The sequence below is a fragment of the Microbacterium sp. NPDC087665 genome, assembly GCF_044743285.1.
GTDB lineage: Bacteria > Actinomycetota > Actinomycetes > Actinomycetales > Microbacteriaceae > Microbacterium.
In genome coordinates this window covers 329,914-348,263 of sequence record NZ_JBIUWD010000002.1, presented here as the reverse complement: position 1 = coordinate 348,263, position 18,350 = coordinate 329,914, and the positions used below count along the sequence as shown (strand labels likewise).

Below are 18,350 nucleotides of genomic sequence, written 5' to 3'. Positions count from 1 at the left end.
CACACCCACACCCTTTTAGGAATTCTGCATGGCTCACGCCCTCCGCTCTGACCTCCGCAACGTCGCAATCGTCGCCCACGTCGACCACGGCAAGACCACTCTTGTCGACGCGATGCTCCGCCAGACGGGGTCCTTCGGTGAACACGCCCACGTCGACGAGCGCGCGATGGACTCGAACGACCTGGAGCGCGAGAAGGGCATCACGATCCTCGCGAAGAACACGGCGATCACCTACAAGGGTGTCCACGCCAAGGACGGCGAGGTGACGATCAACGTGATCGACACCCCCGGCCACGCCGACTTCGGTGGCGAGGTCGAGCGCGGCCTGTCCATGGTCGACGGTGTCGTTCTGCTCGTCGACGCGAGCGAGGGCCCGCTGCCCCAGACCCGCTTCGTGCTGCGCAAGGCGCTCGAGTCGAAGCTCCCCGTCATCCTCCTGGTCAACAAGACCGACCGCCCCGACGCCCGCATCGCCGAGGTCGAAGAGGAAGCCCACGATCTGCTGCTGGGTCTCGCCTCCGACCTCGTCGACGACGTGCCCGACCTCGATGTCGACGCACTGCTCGACGTGCCGGTCGTCTACGCCTCCGGTCGTGCCGGTGCCGCGTCGCGCAACCGCCCCGCCGACGGATCGCTGCCCGACAACGACGACCTCGAGCCGCTGTTCGAGGCCATCCTCGAGCACGTCCCCGCTCCGTCGTACGATGACGAGGCTCCGCTGCAGGCCTGGGTCACGAACCTCGACTCCAGCCCGTTCCTAGGCCGTCTCGCGCTTCTCCGCGTCTTCAACGGCACGCTGAAGAAGGGCCAGACCGTGGCCTGGGTGCGCGCCGACGGCACGCACCAGAACGCTCGCATCACCGAGCTCCTGAAGACCCGCGCCCTCGAGCGCTACCCGGCCGAGTCCGCCGGCCCCGGCGACATCGTCGCCATTGCCGGATTCGAGAACATCACCATCGGTGAGACCATCGCCGACCCCGAAGACGTGCGCCCGCTGCCGGCGATCACGGTCGACGACCCCGCCATCTCCATGACGATCGGCACGAACACCTCGCCGCTCATGGGCAAGGTCAAGGGTCACAAGCTCACCGCGCGCATGGTCAAGGACCGTCTCGACAAGGAGCTCATCGGTAACGTCTCGCTCAAGGTCGTCGACGTGGGCCGACCGGATGCCTGGGAGGTGCAGGGCCGTGGAGAGCTCGCCCTCGCCATCCTCGTCGAGAACATGCGTCGTGAGGGCTTCGAGCTCACCGTCGGAAAGCCTCAGGTCGTCACGAAGAAGATCGACGGCAAGACCTACGAGCCGTTCGAGCACCTGACCATCGACACCCCCGAAGAGCACCTCGGCGCGATCACGCAGCTCCTCGCCGGCCGCAAGGGCCGCATGGACAACATGACCAACCACGGCACCGGCTGGGTGCGCATGGAGTTCGTCGTCCCGTCGCGCGGCCTGATCGGCTTCCGCAGCGAGTTCCTGACGACGACCCGCGGTACCGGCATCGCGAACGCGATCTCGCACGGCTACGAGCCGTGGGCGGGTTCGATCACGACGCGCCAGAACGGCTCGATCGTCGCCGACCGTCAGGGTGTCGTCACCCCCTTCGCGATGATCGCCCTGCAGGAGCGCATGTCCTTCTTCGTGCAGCCCACGCAGGAGGTCTACGAGGGCATGGTCATCGGCGAGAACTCGCGCGCCGACGACATGGACGTGAACATCACCAAGGAGAAGAAGCTCACCAATATGCGTGCAGCGAGCTCCGACACGTTCGAGTCGATGACGCCGCCGCGCCAGCTGACGTTGGAGGAGAGCCTCGAGTTCGCCCGTGACGACGAATGCGTCGAGGTGACCCCCGAGGTCGTCCGCATCCGCAAGGTCAACCTCGACGCGAACACGCGTGCACGTGAGACGGCGCGTCTCAAGCGTCAGGACGCCAACGCCTGAGTCTCGCACTCCGACGAAGAGGGTCCCGTGCCGCCGACAGGCGGACGCGGGGCCCTTTTCTCATGAAAAGCCCAGGTGGAACAATGGTTCCATTCAGGTGAGGCGGAGGTTTCGCCCAGGTCGATGACGCAGACTCGAACACTTGCGCCCGATGAGTCGGCTCCCGATGAGTCGCCCTCCACGCAGGTCCGGGCGTTCGACGACCCGAAAGTCGATTCGTGCTTCACCCTCACAACACCCGTGCTTCCCGGCGCGCCCTCGCGGCCGCTTCCACCGTTTCCGCCGTCCGTTCCCGGCGCCCGCTGCTTCTGCTCGGGACCGCCGCCGGTGCGCTCCTCGGCATCACACTGACCGTCGGACTCGTGTCGGCTCCCGCCGCCGGAGCCGCCCAGGCAGGCGCCGCGGATGCCGCGGCCGCCAAAGCCACCTCGGCTCCACTGCTCAAGCTGCCGGACGAGATCGCGCAGGCGACCACCGCCGCGAAGGATGCCGTCGCCACCGCCGATGCCCTGACTGCGGAGGTCTCCGCCGCCGGTCTCGATCTCGGCGAGACGGCACCCGTCGTCGACACGACCGAACTCCAGGGCATCGTCGAGGATCTGGCCGAACGCGCCTCCACCCCCGCCGTCGAGCTGACGCTTCTCGCGGTCGCCGCCGAGCAGCGCACCGACGAGGTCGTGAGCGAGACGGCGACGCTGCAGGCTGCCTTCACCGCAGCGCAGGAGCAGAAGGCCGCAGAGGACGCGGCCGCTGCTGCCGCCGAGCAGGCGGCTGCCGAGGCGGCGGCGCTGGCCAACGCGAACACGGTCGACGGGGCGAAGGCGACCGCGCAGGCGATGGCCGCGAGCGAGTACGGCTGGGGTGCCGACCAGTTCTCCTGCCTCAGCTCGTTGTGGCAGAAAGAGTCGAGCTGGAACTACCAGGCGTACAACCCGAGCGGCGCGACGGGCATCCCGCAGGCCCTTCCCGGCAGCAAGATGGCCTCGGCGGGGAGCGACTGGCAGACGAGCGCTGCGACGCAGATCGCCTGGGGACTCGGCTACATCTCGTCGGTCTACGGCACTCCGTGCAGCGCCTGGTCGCATTCGCAGTCGAGCAACTGGTACTGAACGCCGGCGGGACCGAGTCGGCGGGATGCCCGCGCGGGCACCGATTTGCCCCGACGAGCAGATCGACGCCGCGGTCGCGACGAACGAGGCATCGCCCCTGAACGCGCTGCGCCTCCGGCTGCTCGTGCTGGCCGGGGTCGGAGTGAGCGTCAGCGCAGCTCGGAGATGAGTACGGCGCTCGTCCCGGCGACCGTGGCCTCGAAGACATGGGGCGCGTCTCCGGGATACGTGAGGTAGTCGCCGGGCTGGAGCAGGACGGGCTCGTCCGCGGGGCCGACGTGCGCCTGGCCCGCCAGCAGCACGACGTGTTCGATGGTGCCCGGGTGGTGGGGATCCGACCTTCTCGCCTCGCCGGGTTCGGCCTTGATCAGGTAGAGGTCTCGTCGTGCGCCGGGCGGGCTCGCGGCGAGCAGTGTGGCGCTGTAGGCCGCCGCTGCGGAGGGGACTCCGGAGAGGTCGGCCGCGCGGATGAGGGTGGGGCCGCTCGCCGGCGGGTCGACGAACACCGCGAAGGGCACGTCGAGCGCGACGCCCAATGCCCACAGGGTCTCGACGCTCGGGTTGCCCGCGCCGCTCTCGAGCTGCGAGACAGTGGCCTTCGACACTCCGGCGCGGCGGGCGAGTTCCGAGACCGAGAGTGCGGCGGCCTCGCGTTCGCGACGAAGGGTACGGGCGATGCGTGTGCGGAGATCCTCCATGCGTTCATCATGTCAAACGATCGTTCGCTTGACTATCCGGCACGCGTTGTTCAGAATTATGGTCATGTGTTCATCGAATCGAACGCTTCGGATGCTCTCATGATGACCGCAGAGCGAGAAGTGTGGCGCGAGGCCCTCGGAGTCGTGCTCGCGACCAGCGCGTACGGCGTCTCGTTCGGCGCGCTCGCCGTCGCCTCTGGCCTCGATGTCTGGCAGACCTGCGTGCTGAGCCTGCTGATGTTCACGGGCGGGTCCCAGTTCGCCTTCGTCGGAGTCTTCGCCGCGGGTGGAATCGCGGCGCTGCCGTCGGCGATCGCCTCGGCCGCACTGCTGGGGGTGCGCAACGTCGCCTACGGCATGCGCATGTCGCCGATCGTCAGCGGAGGGCCGGCACGCCGAGCGGCCGCCGCGCACTTCACGATCGACGAATCGACGGCCGTCGCGATCTCGCAGAGCGACCCGCGTCTTCGGCAGGTCGGCTTCTGGGTCACGGGCGTCGGAATCTTCGTCGGATGGAACATCACGACCCTGATCGGGGCGCTGGTGGGTGACGTCCTCGGCGATCCGAAGGCGTGGGGGCTGGACGCAGCGGCCGCGGCGGCCTTCCTGGCACTGCTGTGGCCGAGACTGCAGCAGCGCCAAGCCGTCGCCGTGGGCATCGCCGCCGCCGTCGTCGCCGCTGCGCTCACGCCCTTCATCCTGCCCGGTCTTCCGGTGCTGGTCGCCGCTCTCGTCGCGATCGCGGTCGGGTGGTTCAACTGGCTCGGACGCCCGGATGCGATTCCGGGCGCAGGCGATGCCGGCGCGGCGGATGCCGGAATCGGGGCGGCATCATGAGCGTCTGGAGCGCGATCCTGCTCGCGGCCCTGATCTGCCTGGCCCTGAAGGCGATCGGCTATCTCGTTCCCGCCCGGGTGCTCGAAGCGCCCCGGCCGGCGCGCATCTCCGACCTGCTGACCGTCGCTCTGCTCGCAGCGCTCGTCGCCGTGCAGTCCCTCGGTGACGGGCAGGCGATCGTGGTCGATGCCCGCGTGCCGGCGCTGCTCGTCGCGGGCGGTCTGCTCTGGCTCCGCCAGTCGTTCCTCGTGGTCGTCTTCGCCGCCGCATTCGTCGCGGCCATGCTGCGCCTGTTCGGGCTCGCGGCGTGAACCCGCGCGCGGCGCGTAGGATCGAACCGTGCGGGTGAGCTGGGTATCGAGAGTGCTGTCGTGGGTCGCCTCGGCGTTGGTGGGCGGCGTGTACGGCGTGGCCGGAACGATCGGCCACAGTCTGACCTGGGGCCCGATCCCCGTCGGACTGATCGTCGGCGGAATCGCGTGCGCGGCCATCCTCGTCGCGATCCGCGCGCTCACCCACGATCGTGGCGCAGCGGTCGCGGCCGGACTCGGGATGATCGGCATGATCCTGGTGATCTCCGGCGTCGGCCCTGGTGGCTCGGTCGTGGTGGAGAACACCCTGTCCGGGCAGATCTGGACGTACCTCGTCGCAGCCCTGGTGCTGCTCGTGATCGCCTGGCCGTCGTTCCGGCGGCTTCCGGTGCGCACCGATGCTCAGCCCGAGAACCCCGCTCCGCTGCCTCCGTCGATCATCACGGCGGTGCCGCTCGCACCCGAGGTGGGGCAGGCGCACCCCGGCAGTGCTGCAGGTTCCACCGATCACGCGAAGTAGACTGAAGCAGTGACGTATGTGATCGCTCTGCCGTGTGTCGATGTGAAGGACCGTGCCTGCATCGACGAGTGTCCCGTGGACTGCATCTACGAGGGTGAACGGTCGCTGTACATCCACCCCGACGAGTGCGTCGACTGCGGTGCCTGCGAGCCCGTCTGCCCCGTCGAGGCGATCTACTACGAAGACGATCTCCCCGACGAGTGGCAGGACTACTACAAGGCCAACGTCGAGTTCTTCGACGAGATCGGCTCGCCCGGGGGAGCAGCGAAGGTCGGCGTCATCGCCCATGACCACGCCGTCATCAAGGCTCTGCCGCCCCAGGGCGAGTGAGTCGATCACGTGAGCATCCGCGACCTCGCCGACTATCCCTGGGACGCCGTCGTCCCGTTCCGCGAGCGCGCTTCCGAGCATCCTGACGGCCTCGTCGATCTCTCCGTCGGTTCGCCCGTCGATCCGACTCCGCCGATCATCCGTCAGGCCCTCGCCGACGCGACCGACGCGCACGCCTACCCGCAGACGGCCGGCACGCCGGCTCTGCGCGAGGCGATCGTCGGGTGGTACGCGCGGCGGAGGGGCGTCGACGACCTCACCGTGGCCAACGTGCTGCCGACCATCGGCTCCAAGGAGTTCGTGGCGCTCCTGCCCACGCTCCTCGGACTCGGCCCCGGCGACATCGTCGTGCATCCCCGCGTGGCATACCCGACCTACGAGGTCGGCGCCCGTGTGGTCGGAGCGACCCCGCTGCCCGCCGATGACCCCGCCGACTGGCCCGAGGGCACCAAGCTCATCTGGATCAACACGCCGGGCAACCCTGACGGGCGCACGTGGACCGTCGACGAACTCGCGGCCGCCGTCCGCCGGGCTCGCGAACTCGGCGCGGTCCTGGCGAGCGACGAGTGCTACGCCGAACTCGGCTGGGACGGCCCCTGGGCCACCGAGGCGATTCCGTCGATCCTCGACCCGCGGGTGACCGGTGGCAAGCGCTCCAATCTGCTGAGCGTCTACTCGCTGAGCAAGCAGTCGAACCTCGCCGGCTACCGGGCGGCGTTCGTCGCCGGCTGCGCCCGCATCGTGGGAGAGCTGCTGACCGCCCGCAAGCATCTGGGACTCATGCCGCCCGAACCCGTGCAGCAGGCCATGATCGCCGCTCTGGGCGACGACGAGCACGTCTCCGTGCAGAAGGAGCTGTACCGGCAGCGCCGCGACGCCCTGCGTCCGGCGCTCGAGGCTGCGGGCTTCCGCATCGACGGCTCCGAGGCGGGTCTCTACCTCTGGGCCACCGAGAGCCGCGACGCCTGGGAATCGATGGAGCGTCTGGCCGGTCTCGGCATCCTCGCCGGTCCCGGCCCGTTCTACGGTGCGCCCGCAGCTCAGCACGTCCGTCTGGCGTTGACGGCGCCGACCGAGCGCGTCATCGAGGCTGCGCGGCGTCTGCGCGGCACTGCTCTGTAGAGGATCTGTAGATTTCCTCCTTGCCGGGCTGTTCTGTTTGGCGGATGCGACAGTAGGCACGCGCGACTACTAGGCTGTAAAAGCGATTCGGTCGTGACCCGACCTGGCGCTGAGCGCCGTGTGATCGCCCGCTTTGATTCGATCCGGCTCCCAGGATGACCGATCTCGTCGAGCGAGACGAGACAGACTACGGGCAGAAACCCCAAGGAGGTCCGCGTGAGTGCAGCGGCAGACCAGCAGACCACGGCAAAGCTGACGATCGGTGAGACGACCGCCGAGTTCCCGGTTCTGCAGGGCACGGCGGGGCACAACAGCATCGACTTCTCGACGCTGACCCGCCAGACCGGCTACACGGGTCTCGACTACGGCTTCGTGAACACGGCGTCGACCAAGTCGGCGATCACGTTCATCGACGGCGACAAGGGCATCCTGCGCTATCGGGGCTATCCGATCGAGCAGCTCGCGGGCCGCACCAGCTACCTCGAGGTGGCCTGGCTGCTCATCTACGGCGAGCTGCCCTCCGAGACGGAGCTGGCCGAATTCGACGAGAAGATCCGTCGCCACACGCTGCTGCACGAAGACCTCAAGCACTTCTTCTCGGCTCTGCCGCACACGGCGCACCCCATGTCGGTGCTCTCATCGGCCGTCGCCGCACTCTCCACCTACTACGAGGGCCAGACCGACCCGCACAACCCCGAGCACGTCGAGATCAACATGATCCGCATGCTCGCCAAGCTGCCGGTGATCGCTGCGTACGCGCACAAGAAGAGCGTCGGTCAGGCGTTCCTGTATCCCGACAACTCGCTCGGCTTCGTCGAGAACTTCCTCAAGCTCAACTTCGGTGTGCACTCCGAGCCCTACGAGATCAACCCGGTCATGTCGAAGGCGCTCGAGCTGCTGCTCATCCTGCACGAAGACCACGAGCAGAACGCCTCCACGTCGACGGTGCGCCTGGTGGGTTCCACGGGAGCCAACCAGTTCGCTTCGGTGTCCGCCGGCATCCAGGCGCTCTCCGGCCCGCTGCACGGCGGTGCCAATGAGGCCGTGCTCACGATGCTCGGGCAGATCCGCGACTCGGGTCAGAGCGTCTCGCGCTTCGTCGAGCGGGTGAAGAACAAGGAAGAGGGCGTGAAGCTGATGGGCTTCGGGCACCGCGTCTACAAGAACTACGACCCGCGCGCCAAGCTCGTCAAGGATGCCGCCGACGAGGTTCTCGCCTCTCTCGGAGTCACCGACCCGCTCCTCGACCTCGCCAAGGAGCTCGAAGAGATCGCCCTCGCCGACGACTACTTCCGCGAGCGTCGCCTCTACCCGAACGTCGACTTCTACACGGGCGTGATCTACAAGGCGATGGGCTTCCCCACGCGCATGTTCACGGTGCTGTTCGCGATCGGGCGCCTGCCCGGCTGGCTGGCGCAGTGGCGCGAGCTGCAGCTCGACCCCCAGACCAAGATCGGCCGTCCCCAGCAGCTGTACACGGGGTCGCCGGAGCGCTCGTACCCGAACCGCTGAGCCGCGTTCATCTCTGATGCCCGTCGTCAGCGCTGAGGCCTTCGTCCCCGTCGATCCTGCGACCGCGTTCGCCGTATCGCAGACGACCGGTGCGGTGCGCCGGCGCTGGGACCCGTTCATCAACGAGCAGCACTTCCTGGATGGTGCGGAGCTGCCGGCGAAGGACGTGCGCACGTTCACCCGTCAGCGCTTCGGCTTCTCGATGGTGAGCCGCTACGTGTCGTACGCGCCGCCGCGCAACGTCGGCATGGTGATGGAAGACGGCCCCTGGTTCTTCGAGAAGCTCGGGGGCGGGTGGCGGTTCTCGCCCGGGCCGGACGGCGAGGGGACCATCGCGGTCTGGAAGTACAACTTCTCGTGCCGGCCGGCGTGGATCGCGCCGGTGGCCGAGCGCATCGGCACCTGGGTGCTGGGCTTCGAGATCCGTCGGCGTCTCGCCGGATTCGTGCGGGGATGCAGCGACCCCGAGGTCCTCCGCGCAGTGCGCGACTGAACCCCGGGGTCGGATGATGCTGTCGGTCAGCGGCCCTGCGCGCTGCGGCCGCCCTGACGAGCCTGGCCGCCCTGACGAGCCTGGCCGCCCTGACGGGAGAAGCCACTCTGGCCCTGGCCACCCTGTCCCTGACCGGCGGAGCGCGGACGACGGCTGCGACGGGCGGGCGGGTTGGCCGCGCCGCTCTTCTCGCCGCCGGCGGGGCGCTGCTTGGTCGCCTGACGCTGGACCGGCTGCGGGGGAGCGGGACGCACGTGCTCCGCGCGCTCCGGAACGAGCTCGGTGACCATGTTCGCGGTGACGTCCTCGAGCGGGGCGACGATGGCCGCCTTGCGCAGGAGGTCCTTCACGTCACGACGCTGCTCGGGGAGCACGACGGTCACGACGGTGCCCGCAGCGCCCGCGCGAGCGGTGCGACCGGAGCGGTGCAGGTACGCCTTGTGCTCCATGGGCGGGTCGACGTGCACGACGAGGTCCACGTTGTCCACGTGCACACCGCGTGCGGCGACGTCGGTGGCGACGAGCACGCGCACGCCTCCGTCTGCCGGGTCGGAAGAGAAGGCGCTGAGGTTGCGCTCACGCGCGTTCTGCGAGAGGTTGCCGTGCAGGTCGACCGCGGGGATGCCCGCGGCGGTGAGCTGCTTGGCGAGCTTCTTGGCCTGGTGCTTGGTACGCGTGAAGAGGATGCGGCGACCGGTGCCCGAGGCGAGGTCCCGCACGAGCGTGGTCTTGTGGTCGGTCGAGTTGACGACGAGCACGCGGTGCGTCATCTCGCCGACGGGAACGCTTTCCTCATCGACTTCGTGGCTGACCGGGTTGACGAGGAAGCGGCGGGCGAGCCCGTCGATTCCGCGGTCGAGGGTCGCGCTGAACAGCAGGCGCTGGCCGCCGGCGGGCGTGGCGGTGAGGATGCGGGTGACGCCGGGCAGGAAGCCCAGGTCGGCCATGTGGTCGGCCTCGTCGAGCACGGTGACCTCGACGGATCCGAGGCGCACGACGCCCTGCTTCATGAGGTCTTCCAGGCGACCGGGGCAGGCGACGACGATGTCGACGCCACCCTTGAGGGCCTGTTCCTGCGGGCGCTGGCTGACGCCGCCGAAGATGGTGGTGACGCGGAGGCCAGCGGCCTCGGCCAGAGGCGTGATGGTCGCCGCGATCTGGGTGGCGAGCTCGCGGGTCGGTGCGAGCACGAGACCGCGGGGCAGTCCGGCGCGACGCGCCTTGCCCGACGAGGCGAGACGAGCGACCAGGGGAAGCGCGAAGGCGATCGTCTTTCCGCTGCCGGTGCGGCCGCGGCCGAGCAGGTCGCGTCCGGCGAGCGAGTCGGGAAGGGTGTCGCGCTGGATCGCGAAGGCTTCGGTCTTGCCGGAATCGGCGAGAACGGCGGCGAGATCGGCGGGTACGCCGAGTTCGAGGAAAGTGGACATGCATGACTCCGTCCGTGCACGAGGAAACGGCACGATAGTGGGCTGAGGTGGGCGACGGCGCTCGCAGGAGGCGTGCGCATCGGTTCGCCGTGCGAAAGGCCAGCGAATGCTGGTGGTGGGAGCCGGGCGGCTCGCTTCGGTCCTCAAAGACCCCGTGTCGACGACGACGTTGCACGGCCCGAAGGGCAGGCAACGACATCAGTCTATCAGTGCGCACCTGTGAGAGGCCGCATGCGGCCCATCACGGCGTGGTTCAGGCGTGCAGGGCCTCGTTGAGCGTCACCCCGACGCCGGCGCGGCGCACGGCCTCGACAGCGCCGCTGAGGGAGTTGCGACGGAAGAGGAGACCGTTCTCGCCGGAGAGCTCCGCGCCCTTGACGGTCTTGCGCGTTCCGTCCGCGGTGACGGGGCCGTCGGCGAGCACGATCTTGCTGCCGGCGGTCACGTAGAGGCCCGCCTCGACCACGCAGTCGTCACCGAGCGAGATGCCGATGCCCGAGTTCGCACCGAGCAGGGTGCGCGACCCGATAGCTACGCGATGCGCGCCGCCGCCCGAGAGCGTGCCCATGATCGACGCGCCGCCGCCGATGTCGCTGCCGTCGCCGACGACGACACCCTGCGAGATGCGGCCCTCGACCATCGAGGCGCCGAGCGTACCGGCGTTGAAGTTGACGAAGCCCTCGTGCATCACGGTGGTGCCGGGAGCAAGGTGTGCCCCGAGGCGTACGCGCGAGGCATCGGCGATCCGCACGCCCCGCGGTTGGACGTAGTCGGTCAGCCGGGGGAACTTGTCGAGCCCCTGCACCTGGATGCCGGCGCGCTGGAGCTGCGGGCGCAGTCGAGCGGCGTCGTCGGGGAGCACGGGACCGGCGTTGGTCCAGGCGACGTTGGGCAGGTGGCCGAAGATGCCGTCGAGGTTCAGCTCGTTGGGACGCACGAGCAGGTGCGACAGCGCGTGGAGTCGCAGGTATGCGTCGGCGGTCGAGGTCGGCGCGGCATCCAGGTCGATCTCGAGGCGGACGAGCTCGACGGTGACGTTGCGTCGCTCGTCGGGGCCGACGAGTCCGTCGCCGGTGAAGGTCGAGACGGATGCTCCGGCCGATGCGAGGGACCCGGGCCCGAGGTCGGCATACCAGGCGTCGAGGGTCGTGCCGTCTCCGGCGATCGTGGTCAGTCCGATACCCCACACCGTGCGCGCGTCAGTCATGCCTCCACGCTACCGGCTGGCCGGGCGGCGGCCGCACGTGTGACCGCCGACGTCGATCAGGGCTGCCAGGTCATAGGCTGGGCTCATGGTGCTCGATCTGACGGCGTCCTCTGTCGACCTCACACGCGCGATCTGCGACGTGCCGAGCGTGTCGGGGGACGAGAAGACCCTGGCCGATGCGATCGAAGCGGCGCTCGCGCCGTTCGCGCACCTCGAGGTCATCCGTCACGGCAACACGATCGTGGCGCGGACGGCGCTCGGCCGCACGCAGCGCGTCGCGATCGCCGGGCACATCGACACCGTGCCGATCAACGCGAACCTGCCCACGCGGCTGATCGACGTCGACGGGGAGCCGTACCTGTGGGGGCGCGGGACGGTCGACATGAAGGCCGGCACGGCCGTGCAGCTGAAGCTCGCCGCAGAACTCTCCGACCCCGCGATCGACATCACCTGGATGTGGTACGACAACGAAGAGGTCGAAGCATCCAAGAACGGCCTCGGACTGCTCGCGGCGGTCCGCCCCGATCTCTTCGTCGCCGATTTCGCAATCCTCGGAGAGCCCTCCAACGGCGAGGTCGAGGGCGGCTGCAACGGCACCATGCGCGCCATCGTGCGCACGAGCGGCGTGCGCGCACACAGCGCTCGCGCATGGATCGGTGAGAACGCGATCCACCGTGCGGCGCCGATCCTGAGCCGCCTCGCGGAGTACCGTGCTCGCGAGGTGCTGGTCGAGGGACTCCTGTACCGCGAGAGCATGAGCGCCGTGCGCATCGCCGGTGGTGTCGCGGGCAATGTCATCCCGGACGTGTGCGAGGTCGAGGTCAACTACCGGTTCGCGCCGAGCAAGTCCGCCGCCGACGCCGAGGCGCACGTGCGCAGCGTGCTGGCCGGATTCGACGTGGAGATCACCGACGCGGCCGAGGGCGCCCGCCCCGGACTCGACGCGCCGATCGCGCAGCAGTTCGTCGAAGCGGTGGGTGCCGAGCCGCGACCGAAGTACGGATGGACCGACGTCGCGCGCTTCTCCGCTCTCGGCATCCCTGCCGTGAACTACGGTCCGGGAGACCCGCACCTCGCACATCACGACGAGGAGCGCGTCCCGCTCGCTCAGATCGATGCCGTCGAGCGGGGACTGCGGGCGTGGCTCAGCTCGCGCTGACCGTCGGGCGCCGGTGGGCGCAGACGCCGATGGCGTTGCGCATCGCCGTCATCTATCTGATCGCGCGGCTCGTCACGACGGGCTTCCTGATCCTTGCGGCCTCTCTGTCGACGTCGCTGTCGCGCTTCGGCGCGGGCGCAGGACTCGTCGACTTCGTCGTCGGTTGGGATGCGCAGTGGTACTGGCTGGTCGCCGAGAGCGGGTATCCGACGGAGTTGCCGCTGACGGATGCCGGAACGGTCGCCGAGAATCAATGGGCGTTCCTCCCCGTCTTCGCGTTCGCCGCCAAGGGGCTCGGGTTCGTGCTCGGCTCCTGGGGAATCGGCGCCTTCGTGCTCTCGTTCGTCGCCGGCTACCTGGCGTGTCTCGCCCTGCATCGACTGCTGCGCGACCGGATCGGATCGGCTGCGGCGCTGTGGGCGGTGGTGTTCTTCGCCGCAGGACCGATCGCCGCCCTCTTCCAGGTCGGATACGCCGAGACCCTCTTCCTCCTCCTCCTCTTCCTCGCACTCGAGGCGGTGGCGCGGCGCCAGTACTCCTGGCTGTATCTGCTGATTCCCGTCATGGCGTTCACGCGCCCCGGCATCCTGGCGTTCGCGCTCTTCCTGGGGTTGCACGGTCTGCTGCGCTGGCGCAACCGCCGCGATGATCCATTCCGGCCTCGTGAGATCATCCACATCCTCGCCCTCGGAGCCCTCACGACCCTGGCGGGCTTCTCCTGGCAGGTGATCGCCGGTCTCGCCACGGGAGACATGGGGGCGTACCTCGCGACCGAACTGGCGTGGCGTCAGCATTGGGTCGCCGGTGGCGTCGCCGGATTCGTGCCCTTCGAGGGCTGGATCCAGGCGGCGCAGTTCTGGTTCGTGCAGTGGGGACTGCCGGCCTGGAGCGGCCTGGTCGCCCTCGTGCTGGTCGTCGTGGCGACCGCGCTCGCGCTGCTCCGTGCTCCTCAGGTGCGGGCGCTCGGTACGGACCTGCGCCTGTGGAGTGCCAGCTACCTGCTCTACCTGCTGGCGGTGTTCTTCCCCCAGTCGAGCACGTTCCGGCTGCTTCTGCCGATCAGTCCGTTGTGGGGAGCGGTCGCCGTACCCCGATCGCGGGTCTGGCGGATGAGTGTGGTGGCGCTGTGCCTGTCCGGTCAATGGCTGTGGATCTACCACATCTACGCCCTGGGGAACACGTTCTGGCAAGTGCCCTGAACATGAAGAGTCGATGCATTTCTTCACAGGTGACGTCCAGGTGGCGGTGACACCGATAAACTCTTCACATACCACCGAGGAAAGGAAGCCGCGATGGCAGCGATGAAGCCGAGGACCGGCGATGGTCCCATGGAAGCCGTGAAAGAAGGACGACTCATCATCGTGCGTGTTCCGCTCGAAGGCGGCGGCCGTCTGGTCGTGTCTGTGAACGACGCCGAGGCGAAGGAACTTCACGACGTGCTTGCCGGCGTCGTGGCTCCGGCCTGACTGATGTGATCCGCTCGCGGATCAGGAAGAGGGCGATGGATCATCCGATCCGTCGCCCTCTTTCGTCTGCCGGAATCGGGCTCTCAGTCCCGTTCGGCGACGCTGATCAACTGCAGCAGACCTTCGCCAGCGGTGGAGACCGTGGCGAGGACGGCGGAAGACTCCTGCGTCTCCTGGATGAGTGAGCGATACGCCGAGGTGACCTCGTCGCGCTGCACCGGGTCGGCGACACGGCCGCCCGCGAGAACGCGGGGAACGAGCACCATGCCGCCGGTCCGGATGAGCCGAAGGCCGTGCTCGACGTAATCGATGACGTTCTCGGGGTCGGCATCGACGAGGACGATGTCGTACGACGCTTCGTTCATGCGGGGGAGCACGTCGGCTGCACGGCCGGTGATGAACCGTGCCCTCGTCGCGGGCACCCGCGCCTCGGCGAACGACTGGCGGGCCGCCGCCAGATGCTCCGGCTCGTTGTCGATCGATGTGAGGACGGCCTGGGGTGCGCCGCGCAGCAGCCAGAGTCCGGAGACTCCCGTGCCCGTGCCGATCTCGACGATCGAACGGGCTCCGGTCGCCGCCGCGAGGACGGCGATCTGCGAGCCGAGGACGGCGCTGATCGGTGCGGCGCCGAGCTCGACGGCGTGCGCCCGTGCGCGCGCGATCGTGTCCGGTTCCACGATGGATTCACGAATGAAACGTGCGTTCGCGTCGTGCTCGCTCATGGACTGGTCCTCCCGCCTGCGCCGTGTGTTCTTCACAGCGTATTGGCTCGGTGCGCGCGTCGAGTGCAGGCGCGGCGGTAGCCTGGACAGATGCAGTTCGGGTTGACCTTCGAGAAGCTGTTGCTGATCGGTCTCATCGCGGTGCTCATCGTGGGCCCGGAGCGACTTCCGCGCATGGCGGAGGGCTTCGCCAGTGTGGTGCGCCGTGCCGGCGAGTACCTCCGCGACACCCGTTCGCGCGTCCGTGACGAGATGGGCCCCGAGATCGACGAGGTCGATTGGCGCAAGCTCGACCCGCGCCAGTACGACCCGCGACGGATCATCCGAGACGCGCTGCTCGAAGAGCCGAAGCCGTCCACGCCGCCGATGCCCACCGTGATCGCCGAACCCGCTCCGCGCCGGGCGCCGGAGGAGTTCACGTCATCGAACCTGCCCCCGTTCGACCTCGAAGCGACGTGAGCGCAGGGCTTTCCTGATCAGCTGAGCGACATCGGCAGCGAACGCCCCGAGAGACCGCGCCCGCGCGTGGCGAGTCGACGTGCGAGGTCGCGGATGGCCGTCGCCGCGGCATCCGTCTCGGATGCCAGCACGACCGGCTCTCCGGCATCCCCACCGGCGCGCAGCGCGGTGCTCAGCGGGATCGACGTCAACAGGGGAACCACGGTGTCCGGCGTCGAGAGCGCCGTCGCGACGGCCGCCCCGCCGCCCGAGCCGAAGAGATCGACGACCGTGCCGTCGGGCAGCGTGAGGGCGGCCATGTTCTCGACGACGCCGATGACCGTCTGCCCCGTCTGACGCGCCACCAGTCCGCTGCGGATCGCGACGTCGGCGGCTGCGGTCTGCGGGGTCGTGACGACGAGCACCTCGGCGTGCGGAAGCAGCTGCCCGATCGAGATCGCGATGTCACCGGTGCCGGGAGGCATGTCGATGAGCAGCACGTCCAGGTCGCCGAAGTGCACGTCGGTGAGGAACTGCGACACCGTGCGGTGCAGCATCGGGCCGCGCCAGGCCACCACCCCTTCGCCGTCGCGCAGGAACATGCCGATCGAGATCGTCTTCACCCCGTGCGCGACCGGGGGCAGCATGAGGTCGTCGATCCGGGTCGGCTGGGTACCGGCGGGAATGCCCAGCAACCCGGGAATCGAGAAGCCGTGCACATCGGCGTCGACGAGCCCCACGGCCAGCCCGAGATCGGCGAGGGCGACGGCGAGGTTCGCGGTGACCGTCGACTTGCCGACGCCGCCCTTGCCGCTGGAGACGAGGATCACGCGGGTCAGCGAGTCGGGGCCGAACGGCATCTGCCGCGGCGCGCGGCCGTCGCGCAGCTTCTCGGTCAGAGCCTTGCGCTCCTGCGGCGTCATGACGCCCACCTCGACATCGACCGCGGCGATGCCGGCGACGGATGCCGCGGCGTTGCGCACATCGGACTCGATCTTCGATGCGGCCGGGCATCCGACGATGGTCAAGACGATCGCCACGTGCGCCGTGTCGCCCTCGACGGTGATCTCGCGCACCATGTCGAGGTCGCCGATGGGCCTTCTCAGTTCGGGGTCGGTGACGGCCGCAACGGCTCGACGCACCGCGTCGGGCGACGTCATGCGCGGGGTCGCGGCGAACGTGTCTTGATCGGCCCCGTGCGCGGGTGCGAAGACGTCGTCTGGTCGGTGGGGGCGGAATCGATGTCGGAATCGTCGAGCTCGGCGAGCAGCGCCTTCAGCTCGTGGCGCAGCACGTCGCGCGTGACGACCTGCGAGTTGCGCTCCTCCAGCGCCAGGCGCAGCGCCACGATCTCGCGCGCCAGGTACTCGGTGTCGGCGAGGTTGCGCTCGGCGCGCTGGCGGTCCTGCTCGATCTGCACGCGGTCGCGGTCGTCCTGGCGGTTCTGTGCGAGGAGGATCAGGGGAGCGGCGTAGGAGGCCTGCAGCGACAGCATGAGCGTGAGCGCCGTGAAGCCGAGGGCGGCGTCATCGAAGCGGAGCTCGTCGGGTCCGAGCGTGTTCCAGACGATCCAGAGGATGCAGAACAGGCTCAGGATGAGCAGGAACGTGGGCGTGCCCATGGCGCGGGCGACCCACTCGGTGAAGCGCCCGAAACGGTCGCGCGACGTGGTGCGCGGGCGGGTGGTGCCGCGGCCGAGGGGCGCGTCGAGGCGGGGGGAGGACCGGGCCATCAGCGCACCTCCGCGGTGGTGTCGTTGTCGTGGGTGCGCCAGTCGTCGGGCAGCAGGTAGTCGAGCACGTCGTCGACGCTGATCGCGCCGACGAGGCGGTGGGCCGCGTCGACGACGGGGAGCGACACGAGGTCGTAGCTCGCGAGCAGGCGCGCGACCTCGGCGGCCGAGGCGTTCACGGGCACCGGCTCGAGGCTGTCGTCGACGATCGCGCCGAGTCGCTCGTGCGGCGGATAGCGGAGCATCCGCTGGAAGTGCACGACCCCGAGCAGGCGTCCGGTCGGCGTCTCGAACGGCGGAAGGGTCACGAACACCGCGGCGGCGAGTGCCGGGTGCAGCTCGTGACGGCGGATGAGCGCCAGCGCCTCGGCGACCGTCGCATCGGCCGACAGGATGATCGGCTCAGGAGTCATGAGGCCACCGGCGGTGTCGGGGCCGTAGCGCAGCAGCATGCGCACGTCTTCGGCCTCTTCCGGCTCCATCAGCTCGAGCAGGTGCTCGAGTCGGCTCGGCGGCAGCTGTGCGAGCAGGTCGGCGGCGTCGTCCGGCTCCATCTGGTCGAGGATGTCGGCGGCGCGTTCGTCGCCGAGGCGATCCAGGATGTGCACCTGGTCGTCTTCGGGCATCTCCTCCATCGCGTCGGCGAGGCGATCGTCCGACAGCTCTTCGGCGACCTCGATCATGCGCTGCTGCGGCAGGTCGAGGAGCGTGTTGGCGAGGTCGGCGGCATGCAGCTCGGAATACGACGCCACCAACTGCTCGGCGGACTGCGATTCACCGGGGGCGCGCTCCTCGGAGACCTCGCTCCACGCGGCGAACGTCGTCGAGCCCTTCGCGAACGGCGAGGCGCTCGTCTTCGGCCGACGCAGGAAGAGCTGGCTGATCGCCCATTCCCCGAGACGGTTCGGTTCGATCGCCACGTCTTCGATGACTGCCGAGCCGCTGCCGTCGGCGAAGCTCACCCGGCGTCCGAGGAGTTCGGCGAGAACTCGCACTTCTCCGGGGCGGGGCGAGAACCGGCGCACGTTGATGAGGCCGGTGCTGATGACCTGGCCCGAGCGGATCGACGTGACGCGCCCGATCGAGAGGAACACCTGACGGCGTCCGGGAATCTCGACCACGAGGCCGATCACCCGCGGCGCGGCCGTACTTCGATACACGATGACGACGTCACGGACCTTGCCGAGCCGGTCGCCGACGGGGTCGAAGACGGCGCACCCTGCCAGGCGCGCGGCGAATACCCGTTGTGTGCTCACCTGCCCAGCGTAGTCCGCGAGGCCGATGGAGACCTCACCCCCGAGACGGCGCGGCCGCGTCGTGGAAGA

The 18,350-nt window shown here is 69.1% G+C and carries 21 protein-coding genes; 14 read left to right on the top strand and 7 right to left on the bottom strand.

All coding sequences use genetic code 11. From position 1 onward, the window contains the following. The first annotated feature begins 28 nt into the window (after positions 1-28). The 3 genes from typA to ACIOSY_RS05145 all read left to right on the top strand — a co-directional run bounded on the left by typA (position 29) and on the right by ACIOSY_RS05145 (position 3,220). Entirely contained in the window at positions 29-1,942 is a 1,914-nt protein-coding gene (gene typA / locus ACIOSY_RS05155) for a translational GTPase TypA (RefSeq protein WP_400850041.1), read from the top strand. A gap of 218 nt (positions 1,943-2,160) precedes the next feature. Continuing rightward, positions 2,161-3,051 carry a phospholipase gene (locus ACIOSY_RS05150; RefSeq protein ID WP_400850038.1) on the top strand — a complete coding sequence of 297 codons (891 nt, stop codon included), beginning with the start codon at positions 2,161-2,163 and terminating at the stop codon, positions 3,049-3,051. A 25-nt stretch (positions 3,052-3,076) separates the two neighbouring features. Further along, positions 3,077-3,220 (top strand): hypothetical protein, encoded by a 144-nt coding sequence (locus tag ACIOSY_RS05145; RefSeq protein WP_400850035.1) that lies wholly within the window; start codon positions 3,077-3,079, stop codon positions 3,218-3,220. Here the strand turns inward: ACIOSY_RS05145 and ACIOSY_RS05140 are convergent. Beyond that, entirely contained in the window at positions 3,201-3,749 is a 549-nt protein-coding gene (locus tag ACIOSY_RS05140; RefSeq protein WP_400850032.1) for a helix-turn-helix domain-containing protein, read from the bottom strand. The genes ACIOSY_RS05145 and ACIOSY_RS05140 overlap by 20 nt on opposite strands. Before the next feature lie 102 nt (positions 3,750-3,851). Here ACIOSY_RS05140 and ACIOSY_RS05135 point away from each other — a divergent pair, with 102 nt between their 5' ends. The 7 genes from ACIOSY_RS05135 (at position 3,852) to ACIOSY_RS05105 (ending at position 8,874) form a co-directional block, all read left to right on the top strand. Next, complete coding sequence (locus ACIOSY_RS05135) at positions 3,852-4,586, top strand: AzlC family ABC transporter permease (protein WP_400850029.1); 735 nt, start codon at positions 3,852-3,854, stop codon at positions 4,584-4,586. After that, positions 4,583-4,897 (top strand): AzlD domain-containing protein, encoded by a 315-nt coding sequence (locus tag ACIOSY_RS05130; protein ID WP_400850026.1) that lies wholly within the window; start codon positions 4,583-4,585, stop codon positions 4,895-4,897. The genes ACIOSY_RS05135 and ACIOSY_RS05130 overlap by 4 nt, the downstream gene beginning before the upstream one ends. Positions 4,898-4,925: 28 nt before the next feature. Next, on the top strand, positions 4,926-5,417 hold the full coding sequence (locus ACIOSY_RS05125) for a histidinol dehydrogenase (protein WP_400850023.1): 492 nt from the start codon (positions 4,926-4,928) through the stop codon (positions 5,415-5,417). A gap of 9 nt (positions 5,418-5,426) precedes the next feature. Then, the gene (fdxA, locus tag ACIOSY_RS05120; RefSeq protein WP_400850020.1) at positions 5,427-5,747 is read left to right on the top strand and encodes a ferredoxin; all 321 of its coding nucleotides are present in this window, start codon (positions 5,427-5,429) and stop codon (positions 5,745-5,747) included. A 9-nt stretch (positions 5,748-5,756) separates the two neighbouring features. Continuing rightward, positions 5,757-6,869 carry a succinyldiaminopimelate transaminase gene (dapC, locus tag ACIOSY_RS05115; RefSeq protein WP_400850017.1) on the top strand — a complete coding sequence of 371 codons (1,113 nt, stop codon included), beginning with the start codon at positions 5,757-5,759 and terminating at the stop codon, positions 6,867-6,869. Between the two features lie 216 nt (positions 6,870-7,085). Further along, positions 7,086-8,381, top strand: a complete 1,296-nt coding sequence (locus tag ACIOSY_RS05110) for a citrate synthase (protein WP_400850014.1) — start codon at positions 7,086-7,088, stop codon at positions 8,379-8,381. Positions 8,382-8,397: 16 nt separating this feature from the next. Beyond that, complete coding sequence (locus tag ACIOSY_RS05105) at positions 8,398-8,874, top strand: SRPBCC family protein (protein ID WP_400850011.1); 477 nt, start codon at positions 8,398-8,400, stop codon at positions 8,872-8,874. A gap of 26 nt (positions 8,875-8,900) precedes the next feature. Here the strand turns inward: ACIOSY_RS05105 and ACIOSY_RS05100 are convergent, their stop codons facing one another. Beyond that, positions 8,901-10,301, bottom strand: a complete 1,401-nt coding sequence (locus tag ACIOSY_RS05100) for a DEAD/DEAH box helicase (protein ID WP_400850008.1) — start codon at positions 10,299-10,301, stop codon at positions 8,901-8,903. A 253-nt stretch (positions 10,302-10,554) separates the two neighbouring features. Further along, positions 10,555-11,508: a 2,3,4,5-tetrahydropyridine-2,6-dicarboxylate N-succinyltransferase gene (dapD, locus tag ACIOSY_RS05095; protein ID WP_400850005.1), complete on the bottom strand. Its 954-nt coding sequence runs from the start codon at positions 11,506-11,508 to the stop codon at positions 10,555-10,557. An 85-nt stretch (positions 11,509-11,593) separates the two neighbouring features. Between dapD and dapE the strand changes: the two genes are divergently transcribed. The 3 genes from dapE (at position 11,594) to ACIOSY_RS05080 (ending at position 14,133) form a co-directional block, all read left to right on the top strand. Then, positions 11,594-12,667, top strand: coding sequence for a succinyl-diaminopimelate desuccinylase (dapE, locus tag ACIOSY_RS05090; RefSeq protein ID WP_400850002.1), 1,074 nt, complete (start codon positions 11,594-11,596; stop codon positions 12,665-12,667). Then, positions 12,649-13,866 carry a hypothetical protein gene (locus ACIOSY_RS05085; RefSeq protein WP_400849999.1) on the top strand — a complete coding sequence of 406 codons (1,218 nt, stop codon included), beginning with the start codon at positions 12,649-12,651 and terminating at the stop codon, positions 13,864-13,866. The genes dapE and ACIOSY_RS05085 overlap by 19 nt, the downstream gene beginning before the upstream one ends. Before the next feature lie 93 nt (positions 13,867-13,959). Then, complete coding sequence (locus ACIOSY_RS05080) at positions 13,960-14,133, top strand: DUF3117 domain-containing protein (protein WP_141872549.1); 174 nt, start codon at positions 13,960-13,962, stop codon at positions 14,131-14,133. 83 nt (positions 14,134-14,216) lie between these two features. Here ACIOSY_RS05080 and ACIOSY_RS05075 read toward each other — a convergent pair whose 3' ends face one another. Beyond that, positions 14,217-14,855 carry an O-methyltransferase gene (locus ACIOSY_RS05075; protein WP_400849995.1) on the bottom strand — a complete coding sequence of 213 codons (639 nt, stop codon included), beginning with the start codon at positions 14,853-14,855 and terminating at the stop codon, positions 14,217-14,219. A 90-nt stretch (positions 14,856-14,945) separates the two neighbouring features. Here ACIOSY_RS05075 and ACIOSY_RS05070 point away from each other — a divergent pair, with 90 nt between their 5' ends. Continuing rightward, the gene (locus tag ACIOSY_RS05070; RefSeq protein ID WP_400849992.1) at positions 14,946-15,314 is read left to right on the top strand and encodes a Sec-independent protein translocase TatB; all 369 of its coding nucleotides are present in this window, start codon (positions 14,946-14,948) and stop codon (positions 15,312-15,314) included. Between the two features lie 17 nt (positions 15,315-15,331). Here the strand turns inward: ACIOSY_RS05070 and ACIOSY_RS05065 are convergent, their stop codons facing one another. From ACIOSY_RS05065 to ACIOSY_RS05055, 3 genes are read right to left on the bottom strand one after another with little or no spacing between them, the layout of a single operon-like run. Beyond that, on the bottom strand, positions 15,332-16,453 hold the full coding sequence (locus ACIOSY_RS05065; RefSeq protein ID WP_400849989.1) for an Mrp/NBP35 family ATP-binding protein: 1,122 nt from the start codon (positions 16,451-16,453) through the stop codon (positions 15,332-15,334). After that, positions 16,450-17,025, bottom strand: coding sequence for a DUF1003 domain-containing protein (locus tag ACIOSY_RS05060; RefSeq protein ID WP_400849986.1), 576 nt, complete (start codon positions 17,023-17,025; stop codon positions 16,450-16,452). Before ACIOSY_RS05060 ends, ACIOSY_RS05065 begins: the two co-directional genes overlap by 4 nt. Continuing rightward, positions 17,025-18,281, bottom strand: coding sequence for a magnesium transporter MgtE N-terminal domain-containing protein (locus tag ACIOSY_RS05055; protein ID WP_400849984.1), 1,257 nt, complete (start codon positions 18,279-18,281; stop codon positions 17,025-17,027). The genes ACIOSY_RS05060 and ACIOSY_RS05055 overlap by 1 nt, the downstream gene beginning before the upstream one ends. Positions 18,282-18,350: the final 69 nt, after the last annotated feature.